Below are 23948 nucleotides of genomic sequence, written 5' to 3'. Positions count from 1 at the left end.
ATATCACCCGACGGCAAGCCTTTAAGTCGGCCTCGCCGACTTATTCCCACTAACTCGCCCGATGGCGTGCTTTTAAGTCGGTCTCACCGACTTAATCCCCATCTCGTCCATCAGCACACTCTTACTCCGCTTTCATCCGACTCCGTAGAGACTCGTTCCCTTAACCACAGACACCGACAAACGTCCAACTTAGCGCTCCAGAGCATCTGGAATGATCAGTCCGTTGTACCCTTTCATGCCCAGGTTATCGTCAAGCTCCTTGTAGCCTTCCTGATACTCGGTTTCCAGCATGCCGAAGTCATGGAATGTCCATTCATATTCGTCCAACTTCAAGATCGCCTCCAAATGGGCGGCCCACCCTACCGCATAAAATAAATTGAACGTAAACGTAACTCGAATGTTGCCGTGCTCGTCATACCGCGCGTTAATCGGCTGCCAAGCAAAAGCGCGGGACGGAGTTCCTGCTTTCTCCAGCTTGGCAAAGTCAGTCTTGAGCCGCTGAAAGCCAGGGTTGTTCCAAGCCTTCTCCGTGAAAAGCGAACGAAGCTTCACCTTATCCATTTTGCCTTCCGGCAACGCAATATCGGTCAAACCAAGCGCCTGCTCCAGACGATTGGCATACCGTTCCACAATCGTCCGGATGCTGTCATATTCCTTAGTCCGATCCTTCAGTCCAGTCAACGTAAGTGTCTTCGTCTTCACGTCTGCCGTCCAGACCAACTCAACACGCTTTTCCCCCATGTAGGACTGGAGTGTCGCTGATTGCACTGAGGACCCTGTTCCGGTTTCTGTATCAACCATACCGACGATGGAATCCGCCAACTGAATGCCCCCAGGACTTGCATAACGAAAGGTAAGCGGCATCGCTCTACCGTCCTCAGTGGCTGCGTATGCGTACACATTAGTGAACTCTCCGTCATAGCTTTTGCCGAACCATCGTTGATGCGTCACAAATAAAATCAGATCAAAACCATCAAAAGATAATACTTTCATCTCGCCAACGGGTCGCCCTAGCTCAAGCGCCACTTTTTCCAAGGAAGGAAGACTGATTTTTTTGCTTGCGTTATTGGTAAATTCTACTTCGTATCGACCGTAATACTGCCGTGCTCCTTTATAATGCTCAAGTTCCCCTTCTGAAGAACGTATTCGCAGCGTTCCATAACGGCTCTTTACCTGCGCGCGAATTTCATTCCCAGGGAGACTAATTATAGTGTCTCTGTTTTCGTTCCACCACTCATTGCCGCTAAGACGAGCAAGTTCACCTGAGAAAACGGGCAATCCCTCCTCATTGAGCTCCGGCTTTGGCTTCGTATTCAGATAAAGAAACGAGCTTTCCCCACGTTCCTCCAGCATGAGCCAGTCGCCGAGTGCCTGGCGCAGCTGTTGTTCGGACGAGCTTGTGCTATATACCAGACGAAGTGACTTAGCCTCATCATCCCATTCAAAAATGTACTGTTGCATGTCGGCATCGGAGACGTCGATATAGAGCTGCCCGCCGCTCTGATGCGTCCGCCCTTTCACATCCGGTGTCCATATCTTCTTGTTCTTATGGTCGACATACACGAATGCCTTGGAATCATAGGTCCCACCAGCCGTCCTAAGCGTCACCGTCTCGCCATTTGCCAGCTTGCCTGCGTCCTGCTCCTTGCGGTAGGCCGTTAGCTTCCCTGTACGCACATCGTATTCTTTGTAGACGATATCTCCCTTGCTCCAGCCTCCGCTCGCCCTCTGAACCGGGCGGTAGCTCTCCACCAGCAAGCGATGCTCATCCAGCCAGTTGTAGACGCTGAGCCGCTCTCCTTTGGCGGCATGAAGCACGCGTGTCCGCTCCCCGTTCGAATCATAAAAGGCGATTTGCTGCGCAAAAACAACCGGACCGCTGTCATAGCCGACCCCCATCTCCTCGCCTTTCTTCGCATATTCCAGAAAAAAACGGCTGCTTTCCTTATTCCATACCAGTCCCGAATCAGACAACTGCATCGAATCGTCGATACTGAACAGCTTGATTACCTTGCCGCTTTTTGAATCCGCGACCAAGAAGTGATTGCTGATATAGATGGGATCTTTCTCTGTAAAAGAATAGGCGAATCTTTCCAAATCAGGTGTCGGATACATCAATGGTCTAGGCGGACCGCCGCTGCCAGCGTCTCCCGTTGCAGGATAGGTTTGTCCTCTGTGTCCAATCAACTTGAAGGACTCCATATCCATTTGCCATCGCTTGCCTTCATAGCTCGTGAGCATAACCTCGGAGATATGTCCCTCTTCATTAGACTCGTAATGGGTGCTTAGCAGAAAGTCGCGTTCATCCTCGTTATCGGAATGAATCCTCCAAAAAGAGGGCATCGTGCGGATCCTGCCATTACCCAAATGAACGACGGCAAGCTGATACTCTATCGCATCTCCTTCTTTCGAGCGACTAATGAACATCGCTTCCTGTTCATTCAAGAGCTTGACAATAGGATAAAAGCTGTGGTCAATTGCTTTTTCCGTGTACAGAGTATATGTATCGATCTGAGCGGAATCTGGTCTCACAGCCACCAGGTTGTACTGCTTTACCCAGCCCAATTCGGCGCTCCCCGAATCCACCTCGCGTTCCACTAAATGAACGGACAAGCCTCCCATGGCATCCTCAGCCACACTGTTCACGTATGGGCTCTCTTCTTCGTCCAGCACCAGACGCATTCCGCCTGTCGCTGGCTCCAAGTAAGCATTTAAAGGCGGGATTTGGTCCATCTTATCTATTTCACCTGTGGTTAGTATCTTACTAGTCGGTTCAGTCTCAACTTCTACTGCAGCCGCAACCTCCGCTCCTTCGTTTGCAGGCTGCTGCTCGTCCTTCGGCCTCTCCAGAGCCGGAATGATCAGAAGCAAAATAATAACCGAAGATACTAGCGCCATCAAGATCATTTGTCGATTCATCCATCTTCTCCTTATGCTCTTAGTGATGCTTGCAGCTTAGTAGACGGTAGAAAACTTGAAATTGTTACACTTTTTTACAAAACCATTAAACCCAGTCCAATTTCTTCTACATGGATAGCCCGTCCTGGTATATAATAGGATCGTCCCTTTTCGGACGTCTCCATACGAGAATGACAGATACGAAGGAGAATGAACGTGGATATCATCGAACTTCCGATTGCACTAATTGATGAAGACAAAGACCAGCCCAGATACCAATTCGACGAGGAAGCCTTGCAAGAGCTCATGCGCAGCATTGAAGAGCTGGGCTTGCTGTCCCCGATCAAAGTAAGAACGACCGCTGACGGGCGCTACAAAATCATATATGGCAACAGACGCTACAAAGCGACCGAGCGCCTTGGACGCGCCACTATCCCTTGCATCGTATCCAATACGACCGATGAAATGGAAATCTATCTGGAGCAGATTGCGGAGAATCTGACCCGGGAAGGCTTCTCGCCGATTGAAGAAGCGGAAGCCTTCGATAAACTCATGAACGATTCCAGATTCCGCAGCTCGCTGAAGTTTTTAGCCGCCAAGCTTGGAAAGCCGGAAAGCTATATAAAAAATAAATGCGAGCTGCTGAAATTCAGCAATGCCGTGAAAAAGCTGATTGTCAGCGGTATTGAGATCCGCAAGGACAAGCTGACAGAAGACCAGCTCATGCCGCTAAAGGATCTTCCTATGGAGCATCGCGATCCGCTGGCGCTAATCGCCGCCCGGGACGAGCTTCCTGTCAGCGACGTGAAGAAGATTGCAAAGCTGTTCAAGGATAAGACCATCTCGGACAGCACCAAAGAAAAGCTGCTGCTCAAGTCAGGCCCGGGTCTTATCGAGACTTGGTCCGTCTATGAGCAGAACCGGAAGGAGCGCGCACGCCAGCAAGAGGAGCCTAAGCCTCAGAAGCCTGCCAGCACAGGAGCAAAGGGACAATCTACTATTAGCGGTACCACATCACAGCCGGCGGCAAATCATGCCTCTGCAGCTGCCGAGGTTACTGACCATACGGCTGTCGTAGTCGATTCCCACTCGCCAGCAAGCCCGCTGCTTCCTTCGGGCTCCGCTTCATCCGCAAGAACAACGGATAATACGAAGCCACAGCAAGCATCTGATTTGCTGGAGCAAATGCAGCTTTTACTAAGCCGTCAAGCGGAAATAACAAGTGCGCTTTCCTCTCCAGGCAGCAGTGCCCTCTTCCCGCATGAAATTGACAGCATCATTGAACAAATCGAACACCAGCTTGCCCGCTGGAAAACGCTGCGCTAGATGCAAAACAGCTGTCACATGAGGCTTATTCCGCCTCATGTGACAGCTGTTTTATCATCTGCTATTCCGTCTTCATCACATATTCTGCGATGTTTTTGCTGTGATCTCCTATCCTCTCCAAATTGCTTAATATATCGAGGTAGATCGCACCTGAATTGCCCGTGCATAGCCCCTGGTTCAAGCGATGAATATGGGCCTTGCGGTATTCCCGCTCCATCCGGTCAAGCTCCGCTTCGCCCTTCAACACTTCACCCGCAGCTTCCATATCTCCGTTCTCCAGAGCATAAACAGCACGCTCAACCGTGTGATCGGCCATCTCCAGCATGGTCTTCAAATCGCGTACCGCATCGGCTGAATACTCCACCTTGTTCGTTACGCTCAATTCCGTCAGTTCGACGATATTTTCGGCATGGTCCCCAATCCGCTCGATATCGTTAATCGTATGCATTAGACCCGAGGCTTTCTCCGATTCGCTTTCCGTCAGACCGTTTTGATGGATTTTCACCATGTAATCCGTAATTTTGCGCTCCAGTTCATTGACGAGCTGTTCCTTTTGCAGCGCTTTGGAAGCCGCTTTTGTCTCTCTCTTAAAGAAGAAGGCCGTCGCATCATTCAACATGTCACGAGCAACATTGCCCATACGGATAATTTCGAACTGCGCTTGTCCAAGCGCAACAGCAGGCGTCGCCAGCAAACGGGCATCCAGATATTTGACTTGAAACTCCAACTCCTGCTCCTTCTGCGGAATAAGCTTGGTCACAATCCACGCAAGCACACCTACGAACGGTAAGAAGATGAGTGTATTTGTAACGTTGAAGAAGCCATGGGCATATGCGATTTGCATACGGATGTTCACGTCTCCACCGATGAACATGACGACATTGTAGACCAGTCCTAAAGCAAGTGTGAAGATAATCGTACCCAATACATTAAAGATGACGTGCACCAAAGCAGCGCGTTTAGCCGCCACGGTCGCGCCGATAGATGCCAGCACCGCGGTAATTGTTGTCCCGATATTATCACCGAACAGTACAGGCAAAGCTCCTCTTAAGCCAATCATCCCTTCATCCGCTATGGTTTGCAGGATGCCAATCGTGGCACTGGAGCTCTGTACGATCATCGTAAAGATAGTGCCCACTAAGACACCTAGGAAAGGATTATCGGATACGTTAATAATAAAATCAGTGAACTCAGGCAAGGCACGCAGCGGCTTGAGCCCGCCACCCATAGTAGACAAGCCAAGGAACAATGTGCCGAAGCCGAATATGATCTGTCCGATGTACTGAACTTTTTTGTTACTTATAAAAAATAAGAGCACTGCTCCAATGCCGATAATAGGAAGGGCATATTCCTCAATCTTAATGCCGACAATGAAAGCAGTCATCGTCGTGCCGATATTGGCACCCAGTATGACGCCGATTCCTTGGCGCAGCGTCATAAGTCCCGCATTGATAAGACCGATTGCCATTACGGTTGTTCCCGTAGACGTCTGTATCAATATCGTTACGACGATCCCGACCAGCACCCCAAGAATCGGATTCGACGTGTATTTGGCGAGCAAACCTCTCATCTTATCGCCCGCTGTTTTTTGCAGCCCATCCGACATATACTTGATACCGAACAAGAATATGCCTAAACCCCCAACAAACTTAAAAATAATATCCTGCCAATCCACTAAGCAACCTCCCGTTATAAATAGAGTTAGCGCGTGTCCTATCCAATTATAGTTGAAAATTAAGGACAGGTAATTCATGATTATGTGAATAATTTGCGACACTCATATACACCTTATTTTGGAGAAAGGGCTGATTCTATCTTCCACCAGGAGGTTTGAGAATATGCATTTTGTCAAAGATTCACTGCTCGTGATCGGCCGCATCTATACGATCTATCCGTTGCTCTTAGCCATCACCCTGTTTATGGGCAGGCGTTCGATCGGACAGCTCCCCGTCTTCGACTTCTTGATCTTCTTGTCGCTCGGCTCTGTTGTGGGTGCCGATATTGCCGACCCGAAGGTCCAGCATATCCATACCGCCGTTGCCATCGTAGCCATTGCCATTATGCAGAAGCTGTTCTCCTATTTCTTGATCAAAAGCGGCAAGTTTGGAAAATGGATGACCTTCGAGCCTGTTGTCGTATTGAAGGACGGCCAGTTCCTTCGCTCCAATCTACGGAAGCTTCAATATAGCGTGGACGATATTTTGCGCATGCTAAGGGAGCAGGGCATATTCGATGCTGCTCTGGTCGAGGCGGCGATTTTGGAGGGGAATGGCCAGCTAAGCGTACTGAAGAAAGCGGTCCATCAGGAGACGACGCCTTCTATGCTTGGTGTTCCGAACGGCTCGCTCGGTCTCTCCTATGCGATTATTAAAGAAGGAAAACCTCAGTTGCTCACGCTAGGCGCTCTTCAGCTTACCGAGGACTGGCTGGAGCATAAGCTCAAAAAAATGAACCTGACGATAGGAGATGTATTCTTCGCCTCCTTGAACGAAGACAAGGAATTAACCGTTACATCCTATCATCAGGAACCGACAATAAAAGCCTTCTTCCGCTAAAGCTCTCCTGAATGGCTCCGTAGCACACGAGAGAATCGAAGCCAAATCGCGATTAGTGACCCATGATCGCCGGGTCCGGATTGTCCACGTCAGCGACCCTTTCTTCTGTCTGCGGCTTTGGCCTGCGCAGAAGGAGCGACAGTGCGACAGCTGCGGTCACGAGGCACGCGGACAGGAAGAACGTATCCCCATAGCCCGCGACGACGGCGCTTAGCGGATTCGCATCCGCTCCCTCGCTTGCGGCATGGGCAGCAATCTGTGATGTCAAATAACCCGTCAAGCCCGCGACCGCAAAGGAGACAACCACTTGCTGAGCTGCTGTTGTCAGCGGTGTAACGCGGCTCACCAGACGACGAGGCGCAGCGTTCAGGACATGCGTGTTGAGAGGCATCATAGAGAAGCCCATACCAAGACCCATGGTGCAGATGCATAGGATAATAACCCATAGCTGGGTATCCACCGAAATGCCGGACAACACGTACAAGGCGACGGATACCACGGTAAAACCGGCAAAGGCAAGCGGGCGAGCGCCGATCTTGTCGAACAGCCGGCCGCTTATTGGCATGCCTAGTGCCGCGCAAAGCGCATAAGGCATCAAAATCAAGCCCGCTTCAAGCGCAGTGTAGTGCATGACGCCTTGTAAATACAACGGTACAATCAGCATAGCCCCGAACAGCGCAAGCTGAACGACCCACGTCAAGATGATGCTGCGTGTAAAGTCAGACGACTTGAACACTTTCAGCTCCAGCAGCGGCTGCTTCTGCCGCAGCTCCACGAAGATAAAGAGGATGAGCGCAATGCCGCCGACAGTCAAGCCCGTAATCGTCGATGCGCTGGACCAGCTCGTGCCGCCTTCGCTTACGCCATATGCCAGCATCGAGAAGGCGACCGGCGCGAGGCACATGCCAACGATGTCCAGATGAGGCGCCGCGTGGCGGTCGGATTTCGGTAAATATTTGTACCCGAGAATAAAAGCGATAATGCCGATCGGCAGATTAATGAAGAAAATCCAGTGCCAGCTGACCGAATCGACCAGCCAGCCGGACAGCACAGGACCGAACGCCGGCGCCACCAGCAATGGAATGCCGAGTAAGCCCATGATGGATCCGCGACGCTCTGGAGGCGCGAGCTTGAATACCATCGCCATCCCGATCGGGCCTACCATACCGCCGCCCAAGCCTTGAATAATACGGTATATAATCAGCTGTTCCGGCGTTTGCGCAATGCCGCATAATACGGAGCCGATCGTGAATAGGGCTATCGTAGTCATAAAAATTTGCTTGGAGCCAAATTTATCGGTCATCCAGCCTGCAAGCGGGATAACGGCAGATAAAGCCAGCGTATAGCCGGTGACGGTCCATTGGATCGTCTTTAGATCAGTGTCGAAGTAATCTACAAGCTTCGGAATGGCATTATTGACGATGGTGCTGTCGAGTATCACCATGATCATACCGACAATTATCGCCATAAGCGGAGGCAGAATGGCTTTCAATGAGAAGCCGTCCCCGCCGGCTGTCTCCGGTTCTGTTTGCATAGGAGTGGACATAGATACCTGCTTTCTGCTCAACGAGCTTTAGATGGATAAAAATAATGATCAATTTGTTGCTTGCTCATACAGATTCGCAGGCAATGCCTGCACGAACGGCGACCAATCGCCCGTCGTGTACAGATGAAGCCGGTGCATGGCCCGCGTACATGCCGTATACAGAAGCTTCCGCTCGTTATCTCGGCCATAAGCTTCAGGAGAAGCATCACAAACCAAGACGGCATCGAACTCGACGCCCTTCGCGAGATACACGGGAATGACCATCACGCCTTTCTCAAAGTCCGGCGTCTCCTTCGTAATGAACTGCAGAGCTTCGACGCCTTGAATCCGCAGCGATTCATAGATCTCCCGGCTTTCGGCTGCGGTTTTCGTAATAACGGCGATGGAGTCGTAACCTTCTACCTTGAGCGAAGCGATGTCTGCCGCGATTTGCGCATCACGCTTCTCTCTGCCGTCCATTTTGACTAGTAGCGGCTTTCGGCCTCTCCGGTCAAACGGTACGATTTCTTCCCCTCCGGGAAGCATCGATTTCGTAAATTCAACTATTTCTCTCGTCGAACGATAGCTGCGCAGCAAGCGAACCAGGCTTGTTTCTTCTTGGCCGAAAAGACGAACGAGTGGCGAATCGGGTGCGTCCAGGCTTGTAGCCTGCATGAAGATCGCTTGCCCGAAATCGCCAAGCACCGTCATCCGGGCACGGGGAAACAGCTTTCTCAAATATTCATATTGGAACGGCGAATAGTCCTGCCCCTCATCGACAAAGACATGCCGAATCTCCGTGTTCGTTCGAACGCCTTCGATCAGTTCTTTCAAGTACAAATAGGGAGTCGCATCCTCATAAAATAAGGCTTGCTGGTCCAGCCTGTCTTTGGTTTGTTTGCAGATTTCAGGCCACAGAACAGGAGGCTCTGCCCGATTGGTCCTCTCCCGATAAGCGGCTTCACCCTTGAACAATTGGCTGTATATGCCTTTGACATCTACAAACGAGAACCTCTTCACCGCTTTCCTAAGCGGCTTGAAGCTTTCCTTCGCTACCCTGCGGCGAAGCAGATCCTCCTCTTTCGAGGCGAAATCAAAGTCGCCTTCATCTTCCCGGCGCTTGTTGCTCAGCTTCTCGCGAACGGAGGTGAAATGCTCCGTAAGATCGAATAATTCCTTCTCCTTATGCAGCATTCTGAATGCTTCCGCATACTGATCGGCGTCGAGATAATTTAATTCTTCCTCTACCCAAGACGCTTCCCGTTCCCTGCGCTCCAGCGAGGCCAGTTCATTCAGCAGCCATTCCTGCAAAAGAGCGACTCGATTGAACAACGGCAGGGAACGATCATACTCATAAAATTTCGCCCGCATTTGCTCTGCCGTAATCAAATTGCGATTCCGAAAGCGAATGCCGTTGAAGCGCATGCCTTTCTGCCCCAACCAATTCCCATAGCTCTGCAGGTCTTGCAGGAAAGCTTCGGACGACTTGTATTTCATCCCTTGAAGACGAGCTTCATACGCTGACTCTCCTTGTGCAGTCAGTACATATTCCATCTGATCAAAGGGATCCTCCGGCAGCAGCGAAGAACCTAGCCAATAGTCGAGATATTCTTGAAACGTCGTCTGCTGCATATTCTCTTCGCCAAGCTCCGGAAGTACGGTGGAAATATAGCTGGCAAACATCGTATTCGGTGAAAAAAGTACGATCTGATCGGCCTTTATCGTTTGGCGATGTTTGTACAGCAGATAAGCTACCCGCTGCAAGGCCGCAGAAGTTTTGCCGCTGCCGGCCGCTCCTTGTACGATAAGCATCCGGCTTTTATCGTTCCGAATGATAGCGTTTTGCTCCTTCTGGATCGTGGCTACAATACTCTTCATCTGTGAGTTTGCACCCTTGCCGAGCACTTGCTGCAGCAATTCATCCCCGATCGTTTCGCTCGCGTCAAACATATTGCGGATTTGCCCGTATTGAATCTGATACTGCCGTTTGAGATCCATCGTCCCTTCGATTTCTCCGGATGGCGTCACATAAGACGCCGGACCGGGAGAGCAATCGTAGTACAGGCTCGCAATTGGCGTACGCCAGTCATAGATCAGAAAGCTCAATCCATCTTCGTCAACGAAGGAAGAAACGCCGATATAGATCTGCTCGCTGGAGCCAAGGCCATTCTCCTGAAAGTCGATGCGTCCAAAATACGGAGACGGGAGTAGACGGTTCATGGTTTTCCATTGCTGCATCAACAGCTTGTGACCGCGCTCCCGTTCGGCCAATATCGCGGACTGCTGATTAATCGAGTAAAAGCTTTCTTCGAAATCTTCGTATGTGCTTGTGTTAATCGTCACTTCTTCCCAAAACCTCTTGCGGATATCCGTAGCCTGATCACTCAGTCCGGCAACCTCCGGCTCCAGTTCAGCTATTCTCGCTTGCAGTTTGTTCCTGACCCTCTCCAGCCGCTCCTGTTCCTGCCGCCAATCCTTCGCTTCCATCTATCTGAACACGCTCCTTTTTCCTTTTTATGGTTTTAAAAAAAGAGCATTGACAAATCAAAATCCAAGATGTACAATTAAAGTGGGAATAAAATTGAATACATACTTATTTTAATTCGTCAATGACGCTATCGATTATATCATAGCGATATTTTGTGTTCAATTAATTTTTATTGTTATTTTCTTGCACGCTGAACGTTGATCTGGATTACAGACATTTTATATATCACCACAGCATTAACCAACAAAAGAAGATGACCCTCGAGTAGATCGAGGGTCATCTTTTTTATCCGCTGGCTTTGAATTGTAATTGGTGATGTTGCCGTTCGGGGGATATAGCTTTATTTTCTTTACCCAAAAGAACGGCAAGTGGAAGACTCGCCCAACATTTGTAACGAAACTGAAATATTACGTTCATCCTCCGTTAATGAAAGGGGCATATAATAGAACTCGACCCCCTTTTTTATAATATAAACTTTTTGGCCCGCTGCCCGTTGCAGCGGGTCCCTTTTTGTTTTTGGATAGTGTTGCGTTTGCACGGCGAGCGCGTGACCTGCGCAACTCGCGTCTCCGTCTCGAAACGCTCGCCGTGCTTTCTCCCAGATTTTCTTCATCTGCTTCTTCGGGTGTCTCCGTCTCTACCGTATTGGTGCTGGGTGCGTACTGCCGTATATTCCCGAATATTATCGTACCTTCATTCCTGAAGATCTGCACATTTCCGAGGCAACAGGGCATAAGATCATCCGCCTTCTCTATTCATCTATTGCGCCATATACGATAGCGTATGCGGATGATAGAACAGACGAATTGGCGATTCCTACAGGTCATTCGCCTCTTTTCCCGGCAATTGTTCCCGTCGCTCTCTACTCAACCGCTTGCGGCTTCAGCTCCAACAGCACAATCTCGGGCTGATTGAATAAACGAAGCGGGAAGCGGCTGTTGCCCAGGCCGCGATTGACGATCATCGCACTGTCACCAATCTCGTGCATGCCCTCTGTCCAAACAGGCCACATGCCTTGTCCTGGTGCGAACACGCCGCCCTTGAACGGTACACGAATCTGGCCGCCATGGGCATGTCCCGTCAAGCTCAGATCGATTCCATTCTCCGCATAGACCGGGAATAGCTCTGTGCGATGGGACAGAAGCACCGTGAAGAGATCGGAGCCGTCCGCATCCGCCAGCGCTTCGGCCAGATGGGCATTCATCTTGTCTGCATCGCCGTCGCCCTTGTTGTTATACGTAGGATCATCTACGCCAATCAACCGGAATGCGCCATCTCCAAGCGGAATATCCTCATGAGCGTTTTTCATAATGTGAACGCCTAGCGCAAGCAGGCGCTCCTCCAATTCCCGGTATTCCCTGGAGGCTTGCTCATGATTGCCCCTCGCAAAGTAAATCGGTGCAATCTTCGCCATGCCCTCCATCAATCTGAAGCTGGCCTCTCCGTCATAATGATTCCGGTCAACAAGGTCGCCTGTCACCACGATGATATCGGGATTCAGCTTCTTAACCTTACGGATCAGCGGTCGCTGCTCCTTGCCGAACTCCTTGCTCTGAAGATCGGACAGCTGCACGATACGATAAGAATCGAAGCCGTCCGGCAGCTTGTCGCTTGCAACCTTATAGGTCGTAACGACGATTGAATTGTTTTGCGCGTACAGAAAATAAATACACAGTACAATCGCAGCAGGCAAATAGATAAGCAACCATCTCTTTGTTCTGCTCATCTCTCCACCTCCTCTTTCACTCCTCTATCACGGTAATTGACGATAATACGACAGGTTCCACGATTGCCAATGCTTCCGCTCGAGCGCTTCCCCCTCATATCGCTTCAGAAAATCCTCCAATTGCGTATATTCAGGATACTTCTCCCATAGCTTCGCAAGCGCTGGACCGGCGTCTGCCGACAACGTCCCAAGATAATACATATCGATTTTCCCTGTCTCCTCGAACCGTGCAATGTTATTGACGGCAATACGGGCTTCAATGTTCGCGAAATTCATTATTACGTACGAAGTTATGGCTAAAGCAATATATATTTTCGCTAATGAGAACCTTGTATACCAGATCCGTATGAATGCCACCGCCATAAGCACCCCAAGGAAAATCATAAATCCGTGCACCAACAGGCGCAGCTCGGTATAGCCATAGATCTCTTCATACAACGATAACCGGCTGTAGGCCGAGATCAGCATCACGAGCGTACAGCCCATCAAGATGCTGAGCATCACTTGGCGCAAGCGCTCGAACAGCGTGCTGCCTTTGCCGATGAAATGCAGGCCTACCAGCAGAATGCCGATATTGATCAGCGCGACGATGACCAGCTCCGAGAACCCTCTTCGTGCATATTCGGCGTATGCCGTACCATCCGGCAGCAAACCTTCGGCCGCTCCGAACAAATACGTAAACTGGATAGCGGCGAATAAGACATATACCACATTGATACACACGAGCACCGTAGCCGCCGTTATCGGATCGAACTTCTCACGCTCCACGCCGGGACGCAGCTTTGGTTCACCGTCTGGAGTCAGCTCCACAGCGCTCATATCCGCAGCCTTTCGTTTTTGGAACAGCAGTCCCCACAAATAGCAAAAAACATAAATCGACAAGCAGCATGTAAAGATGATCCTGCTCACGACACTGTCGATGGAGTCGCCGGCGAACAGAGTGCCAAGCTTGTTCACCCAGGACATAAAGATGCCGTCAGCCGATGCAAGCAGCAAAATGACCACAAATAGGAGCGGAGCCGCCAGCATAAGGCCGAAGCCGACTTTGCCTGCTATCGATCTCGCCTTGTTCGTATCCCTTCTGCTGTTCACCCAGTCCGCCATCGTATTGAACGGAGCCGTCAGGTGGGCGAAAGGCGTAACCAGCCACTGCTTAATATGATCCAGGACGAATCTGGGACGATGCCACGGCTGCGAACCGCCGCGCGCCAGAATCATGGTCTGGGCTACAATCAATATAAACATCACGATTGGATTAAGAAACCGAAAGAGTTCATTCGCGTATAGAACAAACGTCATGGAGAGCAGAGCAATCGGCGCGAACAGGAACCACCCCATTCTCGATTGTCCTCTCCAGCGGTCGAAGCCACCCATTCTTCCTTTCATCGCATAGAAAAACAAGACGTAGAACAACGCGACGAATATCGGTACGGACACGCCGGCCGGGCGTCCTACGAACAAATATTGTCCGAGCACGCCGAGAAGGATCGATAATATCCACATGTTATTGTATCGCTTCTGCCATGGCGCGGGATCTCTCATCGCCCATAACCTCCCTTTGTAATGAACTCCCTTTTATTGTAACCTATAAAATAAGAACAAAAAGTGCAACTTTCTATTGCAGAATTTCATATTTTGCGAATAGCGGAGGTTCAAGTGAAAATTCGAAGACATTATTTCATATTAAGAGAAGCTTACCCGCAAGCGACCGACGGGGTTCCTCTCCAAGTGACGACAGCCGAGCTTGCCGAGAAGCTGGATTGTACTCATCGTAACATGGTGCTTCTGCTGAAGCGAATGGTGCAGGAAGAATGGATCGAATGGACCGCCAGGCGCGGCAGAGGGAATCGCTCCCTGCTCACCTTCGCGAAGCCGCTCGATTCCCTCATGCTGGAGGAAGCGGAAGAGCTTGCGATGAGGGGCGATCTGCAATCTGCGCTCGAGCTTCTCCAGCCTCGGGGCGCGGCCTTGGTTGGCCGGTTCCAGCAATGGCTGTCGGGACAATTTGGCTTCCAGACCATTGTGGAGGGCGAGCGGCGCACCGATACGCTTCGCTTCCCGATGCCTAGCACGATCGACAGCCTAGACCCCGCCCGCATCCATTATGTCGGAGAATCCCATCTGGTGAACCAGCTTTTCGACGGACTGGTACGGATGGATGTGCGAGGCGATACCGTACTCCCGCATCTCGCCCACGCGTGGGAGACCAATGAAGCGCGCACAGAATGGACCTTTTTCCTCCGCAAAGGCATCTTCTTCCATCATGGCCGCGAGATGACTTCCTCGGATGTGAAATATACGCTGCGCCGCCTGCACCGGCTTGCGCCAAACGGACTGTACAGCTGGGTATACAACGGAATCGAACAGATGGATACGCCCGATGACCTGACGATCCGGTTCCGGCTTAAGACGCGCAATGAAGCGTTCCTGTCGTTTCTCTCCACGAACCGGGCTTCGATCGTGCCGGAAGATCTATGCGAGCAGGCAGGAGATTCATTCGGGCAGGCAAGCGGCGCTGTTGTAGGGACCGGTCCGTTCAGGCTAGCCGGCAGCAGTCATGGCATATGGATATTGGAGGCCTTCCCCTCCTACTTCCAGGAGCGCCCGTTCCTTGATCGGGTAGAAGTATGGACGATGCCCCCCGGTGCGGATCGCAAGGAAGAGGATATGGAAGAGCTGCGCCAATTCCAGGTCATGCACAATGTCCGGATAGAAGGCATGGCCGGCGGCGAGTGGGAGCAGGTCCGACAATCCGGCACGACGTGCAAATTCCTGACGATCAACGAGCTGAAGAACGGGCCGCTTGCGAACGCGGCATTCCGTTCAGCGCTAGATTATGCCATCCATCGGACAGAGCTGCTTAGGCGGCTGTCCGGCGATGTCATCGAGCCGGCAGCCAGCTTCTGGTCCCGGCCGGCAGCAGAAGGCACACAAGGCGACATAGAAGATGCCGGCTTCCGGCATAGCTGCAGCGACATGCTGCGTGAATGCGGCTATACCGGCGAGCCACTGACACTGACAACGATTCCGCAATATGAGCATGACGCCGCCTTGATCCAGGAGATGCTGGGCAAAGCAGGCATCAACCTGCATATCCATCTTATCGCCGCGGAGCAGTTCAAGGGCAAGGAGCGGATGACCGCCGACCTGCTCCTGTTCGCGATTATGCTCGATGAGCATCGCGAGCTGCGTCTGATCGACTTGTACAAAAGCATGATGCAACATATGGACCAGCGCACAAGCGACGTTCTTGGCGATGCGCTGCAACTCATACTCGGCGAACCGGACGCCTCCGCCAGAATGAGCCTATTCATGAAGATTGAAGACGAGCTGATCAAGCGGCATTCCTTGCTGTTTCTGTATCGCAAGCACTTGAAGACCGCCTTTCATCCTTCCGTCCAAGGCATCTCGCTGGAATCGCTCGGCTGGGTCAGGTTCCGGGATCTTTGGTTCAGATAATTGCAACAAGAGAGCCGAAAATCGCGTATTAAGAGTAGCTCGCGCATTCGACGCGGCGGACAATAGATCAGGGGGGGGGGTATCGCCATGTATGACTTCGGGCCCGGTTCATCCTTTCCCGGCGGGGGCGGCGGATTCGATTTTATGTTTACGGTTGTGCCAATCATCATTATTATCGGGTTCATTTTTATGTTCGGGCTGATTGTTTATTCGATCATCATTCATTTCCGCAATGCTCGCGCTCCTCAAGAGAGCGCCTATGCAAGAATTATAGCCAAGAGGATGGATGTCCAAAGCCACAGCAATCACAATCATAATCACCATCACAATCACCATCATCATCATCATCAAGAGAATCATATCGGCCACACCAGCTCATCTTCGCACACGTATTATTACATCACACTCGAGTTCGACAACGGCTCGCGCAAAGAATTTCTGGATGTCAAAGGATTGTATGGACTGGTTGTGGAGGGTGATGCGGGTTACGCCGCGACCAAAGGCGACTGGATTGTCGCCTTCGAACGCAGCGCGGGGTAAGTTCAGAATGCGAGACTATCCGATCCTCTTCTCCATGCAGAGGCTGGAGGCACAGCCGATATATTCCCCGAAGGCAGGAATCTCGTGAAAGCCCAGCCTCTTATAGAAGGCAATCGCCTCAACCTGCGGAGCGCCCGTCTCCAGCCTGATGATCGAGCAGCCAAGCTCCAGCGCTTGCTGCTCCAGGTACTGGTACAGCTGACGAGCGACGCCATGTCTCCTCATCCGGGGATCTACATAGAACCGCTTCAGCTCCACAGACATCCCGTCCAGCTGCCGCAGACCTGCGCAGCCTACCGGCTCTCCATCTCCGTAGGCCAAGACGAATACCATCTCTCTTGTCTTCGGATCGTCGAAATCAACGACAAATATCTCCTCTGGAGGATACAATCCTTCCAAATAGCGGTCCAGCTCACGGATGAGCGCCGCAAGCCCGGGATTTCCGGCCGTCACTCTCTCAATGACAAGCTTCTCCATGCTCTAGCCTTCTCTCCCCGACATCTGCTTCTCGAACCAGTCCCATCCGAAGCCGACCTGCTCCGGCTTATGCGAATCGGATCCATATACGCATGGAATACCCAGCTTCACGCATTCCGCCAGGAACCACTCCGGCACATACGGCTTGCCGCAGGTTGCCACTCGCATCCCAGCCGTGTTGACGTCTACGCCAACGCCGGATTTCACCAGCAGCGGCAGCATCCCTTCCAAGCGGCTGCGAATGAGGCTCTCGTCAATCTCTGGAAGTGCCTGATGGAACTTCTCGATCAGATTAATATGGCCGATCCGCTTGCGCATCGGGAATCTCCCCGCCCATTCAATCGCAGCTTCGACATGGTCATAATATTCATTCACAACCCGCTCCATGGAGCCATAATACGACAGCAGCTGCTCCTCGAAGTGCTCCGCTTTGAAATCGATGCAGCGCATTCCGTCTCTTCCTGGCAAGTAGTGCACCGAATAGACGACATCCTCCAGCTCATCCTGCCATCTGTCCAGCATGCGCTCCGTATAGTCCAATCTTCCCGGCAAATAGTCGAATTCCAGCCCGGCTGCTACCTCAATCTTGCCTTCATAGGCCCGTTTCATCTCTTGTACATAGGCCATGTAAAGCGAAAGCTCTTCCTCCGGCATCGCTAGCTCGTCCCATATGTCATGATCGGCAATCCATCCTTGCGGCAACGGAGGATGCTCGCTAATCGTGTAACGCTCAAATCCAAGCTCAATCGCCCGATTCAGATACAGCTCCTGCGCCGCATCGCTGCCATGATAACAAAACCTGGTATGCGTATGCCCATCCCACTTCAGCATGTTTGTCTCGCTCCTGTCCCTGCCCCTGTTCCCATCTGATTCCAATACCGCAGCGAGGCTTCTTTTTCAACTAGCGTATCATGCGGCGAGCCTGGCGTAAATATCGTCAAAAGTCATAGAAGCCTCCCTATTTTCCGACATTCCGATAAATCTGCGGCATATCGGCTCGAAATAAAGGGTTTTTTGGGGTTATGTCGAATAGGAGGAAGTTGAAGACGTATTGGAAAATGTAGGAGGAAAAACATGAAGTGGATGTCGAAGCGATTCACGTTCGTCGTCATACCGGACGCGAATCAATCTGTCCAGCGCTACAGCGTGCCTGGACTTATCATCGTACTCATACCCGCCCTTATTATACTGCTGGCGATTTGCGCAGCCCTGTTCATCGTATTATTTTCGGGAAAGGCCAGCCATCTCAACAATGTGTTGCATCAGCTGTCCCTCTCCGAGTCGGGTTATGAGGAGCAGTTGAAGGAACGAGAGGATCTAATCGCGGCGCTGGAGGCCGACGTATCCGCCTTGTCCGCTCAAGCGAAGCATGTCGAGAGCAAAATGTCCGAAATTACCGAGCTTGAGCTGCAGTTGAAGGAGATTGCGGGCATTCAAGAGACTGAGGTGCGGATCTCATCCGGCGTAACCATGGAGGAAGGCGGCCAAGGCGGCGAAGAGCTTTTGTTGCCCGCCAATGCGGATGATTCTCTTGCAGCGGAGACGCTCCAGGATCTGTCCACGATGTCCTCGCAGATGGACGAGCTGAAGCCAAGTCTGGAAGCAACGAAGGAAGCGCTCCTGAAGCACCAGCGCATACTGGAAATTACGCCAACAATATGGCCGGCCGATTCCCGCAAAATCACGTCCACCTTCGGCGTGCGCCGCGATCCGTTCACGGGACGGGCAGCCGTGCATTCAGGTCTGGATCTGGGCGGCAATCGCGGAGATCCGATCTATGCTGCGGCAGACGGCGTGATAACCTTGTCAGAGAGATCGTATCCCCATGGCAACAACATCATAATCGACCATGGACGCAGCATTGAGACCCGTTATCTGCATCTGAACAAGCGGCTGGTCGAGGTTGGCGACAAGGTGAAGAAAGGTGATCTGATCGGCGAGCTTGGCAACACGGGCCGAAGCACAGGGCCCCATCTTCATTACGAGGTAATCGTAGGCGGCGAGCATGTCGATCCTATGCCCTATCTACAAGAAGACAGAGAGGAAAAGTGACCATGTTCAAAAGCAGCAAATCGGGAAGCGGAAAAATCAATCCGGATACGACGGATACGCTAATTGGCGAAGGCACCATCTTCGAAGGCAAAATTAAATCCGAAGCCAGCATCCGCATTGAAGGCAGCATCATCGGTGACATTATCTCGAGTGGGGATGTGATCGTAGGAGAAAACGGTGTAGCCAACTCGAACATTACAGCTCGTGACCTGGTGCTTGCCGGACAGCTGAACGGCGATGTCGAAGCAAGAGGCAAGCTCACGATCTGCGCCACAGGTATCTTGAACGGCAATATTACGGCTCAATCGCTTATTATAGAATCCGGCGGCGTATTCAACGGCAGCAGCAAGATGGCAGCCTCTCCTGCGACTGCAGCCCAATCCCAGAAGGAACTAAAAGCAACCTCATAATGAAAGAACCGAAAACGGCCGCTCTTGCGCCAGTCTTCGGTTCTTTTTTCTATCTAGGGACCGCTGGCGATTTTAACAAACCTTCATATCGCCTTGACATTCCCTTCACATTCATTCGCTACACTGAACCTGATCCGATAACCGTGATGAGGAGGAGTAAGCGATGAAACTGCCATTCCGTAACACGATCCTGATGCTAGTGGCTGCCGTCACGCTGTACGGCGCACTAGCGAGCCCCCCTGCACCGGAGCAAGCGTCTATCGTAGCGCCGGTTCTATCCGCCCATTCTCAGTCCGCATTCAAGCTGGCATCCGCGAAGAGCGCTGCCTACACGCCGCTCCATGAGCTGGTGAATGAATACAGCGGCCAACTGACCTATAACCGAGAAACCGATACCATCGATCTGACCGTAGACGGCGCGAATTTTTCCCTCCTGCTGAAGAGCGGAAGCGTCCTCCAGAACGGCTATGAAGCCCCTGGAGACTACTACATGGAGAACAGGCTTATCTATATAAGCGCAGATCAGTTCGCGAAGCTGGCTGCGCTTACCTTCATCAGCTCTTAATGTTGCGATGCTTCTCTATCCAATTGACGCCAAACTCAACCAAGCTGCGAATCGGCATAAGCCGCACGTCCGCATCTCCAACTTTCCCTACACGAACCGCTTCGCCATATTCCTGCTCGAACGCTTCTCCGATGATATCAAAGTCGCCTGAATCATAATCCAGATCCTGATATACGGTCCATTCGCGCTGACCATTCACGAGACATGGCGCTCCTTGCTGGCGGTGTTGCTTGATCGCATACTCTCCTCTATGCTCCGACAAGTGCAGGGAGGTATTCCGATTGTAGCCTACGCCCAGCAGCATGACCCACCCGTCCAGCTCATATAGTCTGGCCAGCGGCGATTGCTCGCCCAAACTATCCGTTAAGGCATGATTCTCTGTTATTCGGCGTGCATGCTGACCGCGAGCGGCGAACGACACTTGCGGATGCGAGCTTCTCAGCGTTCCCTCCTGCTTGCGGAAGCATTCTGCCATACTGCCCATATGCCTGGAAGGCGTCAGATGCGCTTCGAACGGCGGCATCTCCTCCCGGATAATAGGCCACCACGATTCCGGCACGGGCGGATTCTGCCAATCCGAGGGCTCCGATAGATCCGACGTATGCGTCGGCATGACCAGCGTGCCTTGCGGTCCCAACGCATGCTCCAGCGCAAGTACCACGGCGGAAGGACCTCCTACAATCCAGCGATTCGTCGACTTCAAAGAAGCGTGAACGATTAGTGACATGCCCGCTCCCACACCTAGCGACTGGAAGTCCCTAGCCATTCCCGATACAGTTAACGGCAATTGTTGTATATTCATAGGCTTACTCAGCCTCCCCTTTCGCATTCGCCTACAGCGATTATTGTATCGCTATTCAAGCGCAAAGCGCCAATCTTCATTTGATTATAGTCAAAAAATACAAAAAACCATGTCAACACAGCGCTTGGCTGCGGTGACATGGCTATCATCTCAACTCGTATTTATATCTGTCGAATGGCCCTGCGGGTTACAGCTGATCCGCATTCTTCAAGGCATGATCCCAGCTAGGAAAATAGAACAGCGCATTCCGCATTAACTCAGGATCACTCTGCTTCACCTGCTTCTTGCTGGTAGACCCTCCGCTCGATTGCAGCTGCTTAATCCGGCGAACGACTTCGTCCGCGCCAAGTGTGAATTCCATCGGCTTCGCTCCTTTCCTAGGTTGCCCCCACTCTCTAGTTTTTCATATCAAGGGAGATCTATACCTAAGAAAGAGCAATTTATGGAAACTGCTAGAACTGGAAGTAAATAAAGCTGCTTGATTCGCCCTTCATCAGCAAGAAGAGCAGCACAATGGCAATAACCGCATAAACCGCGCCACGTATGATGGAAGGCACGTTGAACTGCCATGCCAGCGACCATCTCTGGAATCGGGATACGACGATATATTCGATGATGTGAAGCAGATACAGTCCCGCCGCTACCGCGAGCAGCAGCAGATGCTGCTTCGTGAATTGAATGCCGTCCAGCATCGTCATCTTCTTGAGCATGTAGATAGCGTCAGACCAGCTATTCGCACGGAAGAATACCCAGCCGACGACCGTCAGATGGAAGAATACAAATACTGCAAATACTTTGTAAATCCGGTTATTGAGCGCATTCTTCCATCCGAGGCGCGCAATGCCCTTGGCATACATCCGATGCCCTGCCGACAGCAAGCCGTGGTACAAGCCCCAGATGATGAATGTCCAAGCCGCGCCATGCCAGATGCCGGATATTGTCATCGCGGCAATGAGATTGGCATAAATCCGCCAATTCGCCACACGCGAGCCGCCGAGCGGGATAAAGATATAGTCACGAATCCATTGGGACAGCGTAATATGCCATCTTCTCCAGAAATCTGCCGGATTCGCGCTTAGGTAAGGCGTCTTGAAGTTCAGATCGAGGCGCAAGCCAAGCAGGAAGCCAATGCCGACCGCCATCTCGCTGTAAGCCGAGAAGTCAAAGTATATCTGGAACGCGAATAGGTAGGAAGCGATCCAGGACTCGACGCCGCTAAGCGTCTGCGCCTTGGAAAAGTAGTCGTTCACATACGGCGCGATCTGCTCAACGATCATCACTTTCTTGAACAAGCCGAGCAGAATAAACGCCAGTCCCAGCTTTACGCGCGGCGCGCGGAACAAGATGGTGCTGATCTTGCGCAGCTGCGGAATAAAGTCGTTGCCCCGCAGAATCGGACCTGCCGCCGAATGCGCGAACAGGGAAATAAAAACCCAAAACTCCAATAGCGAGCGGCTGGGCTTCAGCTGTCCTCTATGTACATCTACGAGATAAGCAATGAGCTGGAACGAGTAGAAGGATATCCCGATCGGCAGCGCAATGCTGCGGTCGTCGAACGCCGTTCCTTGCAGCGAGAAGGTCATTCCCAGCATGCTCTCGATATTCTCCAGCAGGAACATAGAATATTTGAAGAACAGCAGGTTACTTAGTACGACCGCTAGTCCGAGGCCAAGCGCCAGCTTGCCCCGTGGCCCCTGCAAACCCTTGGAGATAAAGTACACAGACGCAACGATTGCGCCGAACAACAGGAAGTAGCCAACTCCCGCATAGGCATAGAATGCCGCATTCGCCAACGCGAGAATGATCATTCTTCCGCGAGGAATCGCATAATACAAACCAAAGACGACGGCCAGGAATAATAGAAATGTAGGTGAATTAAATAACATGATTAGGCCTCCTTGCCCGTCCAGGCGTCCCAAATGATACGGGCAAGCAGTTGATTGCCTTCTTTGGTCAGATGAACATGATCAGTAAATAAGTCCGGTTCAATACGATCCTGCAGCATGACATATTCCGCGCCAAGCTCCGATAGATAAGAATCGATTTTTTCCATATTGGCCACATAGCCGGGATGCACAACTTCCTTCTTGGACAGCTCGCCGTTGCTTCCGGCGACAAATACAAGCAGCCGCTTCCCTTGCTGATGCTCGGCGATCCGGTTCATGAAGTAGACGCTCCAATTGTTCTCCGTCATATCGAACGGCTCCGGATTAAAGAAATTCAAATATTGCGGCGATGTAATCCATTTCTCCGAAAATTGCTTTTCGTTCCATGCGCGCGGGTCGCCCATCACGTCGCTTTCCTTGCCCATTTGCTTAATGGCTTCCGGAATAACGGTCTTATATTTGATAACCGGCACCCAATCCGAGAGGGCGGCGATCGCGTTATGCTCGGTTTCCTTCCAGCCCGTCATATGCTTGTAGCCGGCCGCTTCCAGATGCGGCAGCACCTTCTCGAATGTAGCCGAATCTTCTCTTTTCAAATCATCACCCAGCCAAAATACCTTCCGTACCCCGGGATTCCCCCCTACAAACGAGGAGTAGGTCAGTCCGATCATGACGTTATCCGTCTTAATGCCATGCTCGTCCAGCATAAGAAGCAGCGTTAATGCGTCGCCCGCCATCATCGAAGGCGCCGACAGATTGAATACCGCCTGCAGCTTGCCGTCTCCATCCGCAGTGGCAGAATCGGACAAGTATCTCCCCAAGGAATGCTCCGAGCTTTCATTCGTGCCCCAAGCGACGGAGTTGCCGATCAGAATCGCATAGTCAGTCAAGCCCTCGTCCTTAATATGGCGGGCAAGTTCTTCGACCGCGATGCCCATCACCTTGGAGTCTGCAAGGAACATATCATAGTTCAGCCTGTGCTTATATACGGTATCCAGCTTCACCATATAGCTTGCCGCAAACTGTGCCACAATGAAAAAAAGTAACGCAAATGCAATGCCGTAATATCCATATCTTGCCTTTCGAAGCTTGGCGTATGGCGCTTTTGCTCGCGCAGGCCGTTCATTTGTCTGCGAAGAAGTGTTTAATTCGGGATTCATAGTCGTCCTGCAAGCCTCTTTTCACCTAATAATGTGTGGATGTCGAATAATGTCACTACCATTTATACCACGCATGGCG

19 protein-coding genes are annotated in these 23948 nt (G+C 51.6%); 7 read left to right on the top strand and 12 right to left on the bottom strand.

From position 1 onward, the window contains the following. Window positions 1-189: 189 nt before the first annotated feature. The gene (locus D3P07_RS14805) at window positions 190-2919 is read right to left on the bottom strand and encodes a hypothetical protein (RefSeq protein ID WP_119801001.1); all 2730 of its coding nucleotides are present in this window, start codon (window positions 2917-2919) and stop codon (window positions 190-192) included. Between the two features lie 189 nt (window positions 2920-3108). On the opposite strand from D3P07_RS14805, the gene D3P07_RS14800 reads away from it, so the two are divergent. Next, window positions 3109-4224, top strand: a complete 1116-nt coding sequence (locus tag D3P07_RS14800; protein WP_259391512.1) for a ParB/RepB/Spo0J family partition protein — start codon at window positions 3109-3111, stop codon at window positions 4222-4224. A 61-nt stretch (window positions 4225-4285) separates the two neighbouring features. Here D3P07_RS14800 and D3P07_RS14795 read toward each other — a convergent pair whose 3' ends face one another. Beyond that, window positions 4286-5899: a Na/Pi cotransporter family protein gene (locus tag D3P07_RS14795; protein ID WP_119800999.1), complete on the bottom strand. Its 1614-nt coding sequence runs from the start codon at window positions 5897-5899 to the stop codon at window positions 4286-4288. Window positions 5900-6062: 163 nt separating this feature from the next. Here D3P07_RS14795 and D3P07_RS14790 point away from each other — a divergent pair, with 163 nt between their 5' ends. Then, complete coding sequence (locus D3P07_RS14790) at window positions 6063-6779, top strand: DUF421 domain-containing protein (RefSeq protein ID WP_119800998.1); 717 nt, start codon at window positions 6063-6065, stop codon at window positions 6777-6779. A 52-nt stretch (window positions 6780-6831) separates the two neighbouring features. Here the strand turns inward: D3P07_RS14790 and D3P07_RS14785 are convergent, their stop codons facing one another. From D3P07_RS14785 to D3P07_RS14765, 4 genes are all read right to left on the bottom strand, one after another. Next, window positions 6832-8325 (bottom strand): MDR family MFS transporter, encoded by a 1494-nt coding sequence (locus tag D3P07_RS14785; RefSeq protein WP_259391511.1) that lies wholly within the window; start codon window positions 8323-8325, stop codon window positions 6832-6834. Window positions 8326-8373: 48 nt separating this feature from the next. Beyond that, window positions 8374-10791, bottom strand: coding sequence for an RNA polymerase recycling motor HelD (gene helD / locus D3P07_RS14780; RefSeq protein ID WP_119800997.1), 2418 nt, complete (start codon window positions 10789-10791; stop codon window positions 8374-8376). An 863-nt stretch (window positions 10792-11654) separates the two neighbouring features. Next, entirely contained in the window at window positions 11655-12518 is an 864-nt protein-coding gene (locus tag D3P07_RS14770; protein WP_119800995.1) for a metallophosphoesterase, read from the bottom strand. 27 nt (window positions 12519-12545) lie between these two features. After that, on the bottom strand, window positions 12546-14060 hold the full coding sequence (locus D3P07_RS14765; RefSeq protein ID WP_119800994.1) for a DUF4153 domain-containing protein: 1515 nt from the start codon (window positions 14058-14060) through the stop codon (window positions 12546-12548). Window positions 14061-14174: 114 nt separating this feature from the next. Between D3P07_RS14765 and D3P07_RS14760 the strand changes: the two genes are divergently transcribed. Then, the gene (locus D3P07_RS14760) at window positions 14175-15977 is read left to right on the top strand and encodes an ABC transporter substrate-binding protein (protein WP_182914334.1); all 1803 of its coding nucleotides are present in this window, start codon (window positions 14175-14177) and stop codon (window positions 15975-15977) included. Between the two features lie 87 nt (window positions 15978-16064). After that, window positions 16065-16517, top strand: a complete 453-nt coding sequence (locus D3P07_RS14755) for a DUF2500 domain-containing protein (protein WP_119800992.1) — start codon at window positions 16065-16067, stop codon at window positions 16515-16517. A 15-nt stretch (window positions 16518-16532) separates the two neighbouring features. Here the strand turns inward: D3P07_RS14755 and D3P07_RS14750 are convergent, their stop codons facing one another. Both D3P07_RS14750 and hisJ read right to left on the bottom strand, forming a co-directional pair. After that, a complete protein-coding gene (locus D3P07_RS14750; RefSeq protein ID WP_119800991.1) occupies window positions 16533-16994 on the bottom strand; it encodes a GNAT family N-acetyltransferase in 462 nt (153 codons plus the stop codon). A 3-nt stretch (window positions 16995-16997) separates the two neighbouring features. Then, window positions 16998-17825, bottom strand: a complete 828-nt coding sequence (gene hisJ / locus D3P07_RS14745) for a histidinol-phosphatase HisJ (RefSeq protein WP_119800990.1) — start codon at window positions 17823-17825, stop codon at window positions 16998-17000. Window positions 17826-18068: 243 nt separating this feature from the next. On the opposite strand from hisJ, the gene D3P07_RS14740 reads away from it, so the two are divergent. The 3 genes from D3P07_RS14740 to D3P07_RS14730 all read left to right on the top strand — a co-directional run bounded on the left by D3P07_RS14740 (window position 18069) and on the right by D3P07_RS14730 (window position 20021). After that, window positions 18069-19046 carry a M23 family metallopeptidase gene (locus D3P07_RS14740; RefSeq protein ID WP_119800989.1) on the top strand — a complete coding sequence of 326 codons (978 nt, stop codon included), beginning with the start codon at window positions 18069-18071 and terminating at the stop codon, window positions 19044-19046. A 2-nt stretch (window positions 19047-19048) separates the two neighbouring features. Beyond that, entirely contained in the window at window positions 19049-19456 is a 408-nt protein-coding gene (locus D3P07_RS14735; RefSeq protein ID WP_119800988.1) for a bactofilin family protein, read from the top strand. A gap of 163 nt (window positions 19457-19619) precedes the next feature. After that, on the top strand, window positions 19620-20021 hold the full coding sequence (locus D3P07_RS14730; RefSeq protein ID WP_119800987.1) for a hypothetical protein: 402 nt from the start codon (window positions 19620-19622) through the stop codon (window positions 20019-20021). Here the strand turns inward: D3P07_RS14730 and D3P07_RS14725 are convergent. The 4 genes from D3P07_RS14725 to D3P07_RS14715 form a co-directional block, all read right to left on the bottom strand. Beyond that, on the bottom strand, window positions 20011-20823 hold the full coding sequence (locus D3P07_RS14725) for an AAC(3) family N-acetyltransferase (RefSeq protein WP_119800986.1): 813 nt from the start codon (window positions 20821-20823) through the stop codon (window positions 20011-20013). The two genes, D3P07_RS14730 and D3P07_RS14725, sit on opposite strands and share 11 nt — an antisense overlap. Before the next feature lie 187 nt (window positions 20824-21010). Further along, the gene (locus D3P07_RS27075; protein WP_182914333.1) at window positions 21011-21184 is read right to left on the bottom strand and encodes a hypothetical protein; all 174 of its coding nucleotides are present in this window, start codon (window positions 21182-21184) and stop codon (window positions 21011-21013) included. Between the two features lie 91 nt (window positions 21185-21275). Beyond that, on the bottom strand, window positions 21276-22709 hold the full coding sequence (locus tag D3P07_RS14720) for an MBOAT family O-acyltransferase (RefSeq protein WP_119800985.1): 1434 nt from the start codon (window positions 22707-22709) through the stop codon (window positions 21276-21278). A gap of 2 nt (window positions 22710-22711) precedes the next feature. Further along, the gene (locus D3P07_RS14715; RefSeq protein WP_119800984.1) at window positions 22712-23869 is read right to left on the bottom strand and encodes a hypothetical protein; all 1158 of its coding nucleotides are present in this window, start codon (window positions 23867-23869) and stop codon (window positions 22712-22714) included. Window positions 23870-23948 lie beyond the last annotated feature (79 nt).

It is taken from the genome of Paenibacillus sp. 1011MAR3C5, from assembly GCF_003591485.1.
GTDB lineage: Bacteria > Bacillota > Bacilli > Paenibacillales > Paenibacillaceae > Pristimantibacillus.
This window is presented reverse-complemented; position numbering and strand designations above follow the sequence as displayed.

Excerpts from the sequence above, each read along its gene's own strand:
- D3P07_RS14720 (WP_119800985.1), bottom strand. The coding sequence starts at position 22,709 with ATGTTATTTAATTCACCTACATTTCTATTATTCCTGGCCGTCGTCTTT.
- D3P07_RS14740 (WP_119800989.1), top strand. The coding sequence starts at position 18,069 with ATGAAGTGGATGTCGAAGCGATTCACGTTCGTCGTCATACCGGACGCG.
- D3P07_RS14750 (WP_119800991.1), bottom strand. The coding sequence starts at position 16,994 with ATGGAGAAGCTTGTCATTGAGAGAGTGACGGCCGGAAATCCCGGGCTT.
- D3P07_RS27075 (WP_182914333.1), bottom strand. The coding sequence starts at position 21,184 with ATGGAATTCACACTTGGCGCGGACGAAGTCGTTCGCCGGATTAAGCAG.
- D3P07_RS14735 (WP_119800988.1), top strand. The coding sequence starts at position 19,049 with ATGTTCAAAAGCAGCAAATCGGGAAGCGGAAAAATCAATCCGGATACG.
- D3P07_RS14790 (WP_119800998.1), top strand. The coding sequence starts at position 6,063 with ATGCATTTTGTCAAAGATTCACTGCTCGTGATCGGCCGCATCTATACG.
- hisJ (WP_119800990.1), bottom strand. The coding sequence starts at position 17,825 with ATGCTGAAGTGGGATGGGCATACGCATACCAGGTTTTGTTATCATGGC.
- D3P07_RS14785 (WP_259391511.1), bottom strand. The coding sequence starts at position 8,325 with ATGTCCACTCCTATGCAAACAGAACCGGAGACAGCCGGCGGGGACGGC.
- D3P07_RS14715 (WP_119800984.1), bottom strand. The coding sequence starts at position 23,869 with ATGAATCCCGAATTAAACACTTCTTCGCAGACAAATGAACGGCCTGCG.
- D3P07_RS14765 (WP_119800994.1), bottom strand. The coding sequence starts at position 14,060 with ATGAGAGATCCCGCGCCATGGCAGAAGCGATACAATAACATGTGGATA.
- D3P07_RS14770 (WP_119800995.1), bottom strand. The coding sequence starts at position 12,518 with ATGAGCAGAACAAAGAGATGGTTGCTTATCTATTTGCCTGCTGCGATT.
- D3P07_RS14800 (WP_259391512.1), top strand. The coding sequence starts at position 3,109 with ATGAACGTGGATATCATCGAACTTCCGATTGCACTAATTGATGAAGAC.
- helD (WP_119800997.1), bottom strand. The coding sequence starts at position 10,791 with ATGGAAGCGAAGGATTGGCGGCAGGAACAGGAGCGGCTGGAGAGGGTC.
- D3P07_RS14730 (WP_119800987.1), top strand. The coding sequence starts at position 19,620 with ATGAAACTGCCATTCCGTAACACGATCCTGATGCTAGTGGCTGCCGTC.
- D3P07_RS14805 (WP_119801001.1), bottom strand. The coding sequence starts at position 2,919 with ATGAATCGACAAATGATCTTGATGGCGCTAGTATCTTCGGTTATTATT.
- D3P07_RS14755 (WP_119800992.1), top strand. The coding sequence starts at position 16,065 with ATGTATGACTTCGGGCCCGGTTCATCCTTTCCCGGCGGGGGCGGCGGA.
- D3P07_RS14725 (WP_119800986.1), bottom strand. The coding sequence starts at position 20,823 with ATGAATATACAACAATTGCCGTTAACTGTATCGGGAATGGCTAGGGAC.